Source organism: Candidatus Dependentiae bacterium (assembly GCA_018897535.1).
GTDB lineage: Bacteria > Babelota > Babeliae > Babelales > UASB340 > UASB340.
This window is the reverse complement of the sequence record JAHIKO010000035.1, coordinates 1-3,010: the sequence shown is the minus strand read 5'-3', so window position 1 is coordinate 3,010 and position 3,010 is coordinate 1. Positions and strand designations below refer to the sequence as shown.

The following is a 3,010-nucleotide window of genomic DNA, read 5'->3' as shown; positions in this document are numbered from 1 at the left end:
TTTTACTTCTATAACTGGTTTATCCACTTTTTAAACATAAATCCCCCCAATTTTCAAAATTTTTAAATCATATATGTAGTATAAACCACACAAATTAGTATTCAAATGGGTTAAATTTAACTTATTGGCCAAAAGTGATTATATTGACATTATTGAATATAGATATAAGTTTGGAATTTTTCTCAAAATATTAAGTGTAAAAATGAATAAACCAGTTATAGAAGTAAAAGATCTTACAAAGATATTTGAACTAAAACAAAAAAGACCAGGGTTACTTGGAAGTATAACTTCAATTTTTAGCCAACAAACAAAAAAAACTACCGTAGTTGATCACATATCATTTTCAGTCGAACCGGGTGAGCTTTTGGCATTTATTGGACCCAATGGAGCCGGAAAATCAACTACAATAAAAATGTTAACCGGAATTTTATACCCTAGCTCCGGCAACATAAAAGTTTTAGATCTCGATCCGGCTGAAAATAGACAAAAATTAGCTTACAGCATAGGTTCCGTTTTTGGCCAAAGATCACAACTTTGGTATCATTTAAGCCCATTAGATACATACAATTTACTTTCACGCTTATACGAACTTGATCAAACAAAATATAAAAATAGATTAAATTTTTTAATAGATTCATTTGAACTTAAAAATCTAATCAATACACCGGTAAGAAAACTTTCTCTAGGACAACGCATGCGATGCGAAATAGTTGCATCGTTAATACATCAACCCAAAATAATCTTTTTAGATGAGCCAACAATTGGACTTGATGTAATAGCTAAACAACAAATTCGAGAAGTAATATTATTTCTAAATAAACAAGAAGGTGTAACAATTTTTTTAACATCTCATGATGCCGGTGACATAGAAACGCTTGCAAATAGAACAATTATAATAAATTACGGAAAAATAATATTTGACGGAGTTACGGAACAACTAAAAAATAATTTTATCTCTAAAAAAATTATAGAATTTATCACTGAAGAACCGATTTTAAATTTTAATTTTGATGGTGGTAAAATAGTTGAACAAACAAAGTATTCCATAAAAATTGAAATTGAACAGGAAAAAAGCTCCATGGATAAACTTTTAAGTTTTGCTACAAATAATTTTGATATAAAAGATATAAATATCTATGAACCTCCAATGGAAGAGATAATCTCAAATATTTACCAGATGAGCAGAAAAAATGGTATATAAAAAGATTTTAAAATATTTTTACGTAATAAAAACAAGTATACACTCACGCACAACTTATAAATCAAATCTTATTGCTAGAAGTTTGGCTGTAATGTTTAGAATTTGGATGTTTTCACAACTTTACATTGCAAGTTATAAAGCAATAGGACAAGAATCTATTGGCGGACTTACGGTTGTAACAACAATTTGGAGTATGGTTTTAGTCCAATGCTTTAGATCTTCAACAAGACCTCGAACCGATCAGCTTATTGGTGAAGATGTCAGAAGCGGCGCCATAGCCCTTTCCTTAAATAAACCTTATTCTTTTATACTTTTTCATTATTTTAATTATTTAGGAAGAGTTGTTACCGGTTTGATTAGTACGTTATTTATTGGAATATTGTCTGCAATAATTTTAGTCGGCCCATTACAATTACCAAGTATTACAAGTTTTATTTTAGGAATATTACTTTTACTTTTGGGTTATACATTGGATTTTTTTATAAATTTTATCATAGGAATAATATCTTTTTGGGTGGAAGATCAAGAACCTTTTGCATGGATTTATCAACGAATTCAATACATATTTGGCGGACTGGTAGTCCCGCTCTCATTATTTCCTGAAAGAATTGCGCATATTGCTGAATTTTTACCATTTACGCACCTTTATTATGGTTCGGCAAGAACAATTGTAAATTTTGAAATTAATTTATTTTTTAAATATTTAATTATTCAATGCTGTTGGATATTATTTTTTGTTTTTTTATCGATACTAACATTTAAAAGGGGCATGAAAAATGTTTCTATCAACGCCGGTTAAATATTTAAAATTTTCAATATTAATGGTTAAAACTAATATTAAATCTGCAGCAGCTTATAAAACAAGTTTTATAATGCAAATAATTGGAATGATGGTTGGTGACACATCATTTGCCATAATGTGGACAATATTTTTTAAACGCTTTCCGATTATTAACGGTTGGCAATCAAATGACATGATGGTTTTAATAGCTTTATCATCTATTAATTTTGGGTTGTGTTTATTTTTTGCCGGAGGAACATGGGAACTGGCAAAAAAAATAGCTAATGGGGAATTGGACCAATATATAGCAGCTCCACAAAATTTACTTTGGAGTGTTGCAACAAGTAAAAGTTTACTGCCCGGATTTGGTGAAGTATTATTTGGTATAATTATTTATATTATGTTCGGTCAATTATCATTTTTACCGGTAATTACATTTATATCATTATGCTTAATTACAAGCATAATTTTGTTTAATTTTCAAGTTATAACACAGTCTATGGCATTTTATTTTGGAAATTTTGAAGATGCAGCAGAACAACTTTATGTTGCACTTGCATTTTGTACTTATACACCACAAGGAAGCTTCACCGGTTTTTTTAAAATTATTATGTTTACAATTATTCCAGGTTTTTTTGTAGCTGAACTTCCTGTAAAATTAATTAAGACCTTTAATATTTACTACTTTCTATTACTTTTAGCTTTTACTGTAGCAACGTACTTTTTAGCTATTTTTGTATTCAAAAAAGGCCTTAAAAGATACGAATCCGGTAGTTTAATGAATGTTAAGATGTAAGGGAAAAAATGACAACTAAAAAATCGATATTAAGAGAATGGATAGAAGCCATAATTTTCGCAGGATCCATTGTTTTTTTAATTCGTACCTTTATATTTGGTCTTTATCATGTTCCGACAGGATCTGCCGAACCAACAATTTTGGTTGGTGAAAGATTATATGGAAATAAATTTACATATTTTTTTAATGATATAAAACATGGTGATTACATAGTTATCAATGATCCCACTTT

At 29.0% G+C, this 3,010-nt stretch carries 4 protein-coding genes; all 4 read left to right on the top strand.

Features of this window, described 5'->3' with window-relative positions; translation table 11 throughout:
• Positions 1–202 precede the first annotated feature (202 nt).
• Positions 203–1,201 carry an ATP-binding cassette domain-containing protein gene (locus KKE07_01955; protein ID MBU4269622.1) on the top strand — a complete coding sequence of 333 codons (999 nt, stop codon included), beginning with the start codon at positions 203–205 and terminating at the stop codon, positions 1,199–1,201.
• Positions 1,191–2,000 (top strand): hypothetical protein, encoded by an 810-nt coding sequence (locus KKE07_01950; protein ID MBU4269621.1) that lies wholly within the window; start codon positions 1,191–1,193, stop codon positions 1,998–2,000. Before KKE07_01955 ends, KKE07_01950 begins: the two co-directional genes overlap by 11 nt.
• Positions 1,978–2,778, top strand: coding sequence for an ABC-2 family transporter protein (locus KKE07_01945; GenBank protein ID MBU4269620.1), 801 nt, complete (start codon positions 1,978–1,980; stop codon positions 2,776–2,778). Before KKE07_01950 ends, KKE07_01945 begins: the two co-directional genes overlap by 23 nt.
• An 8-nt stretch (positions 2,779–2,786) precedes the next feature.
• The coding region (locus KKE07_01940; protein MBU4269619.1) for a S26 family signal peptidase at positions 2,787–3,010 on the top strand (224 nt) is incomplete at its 3' end.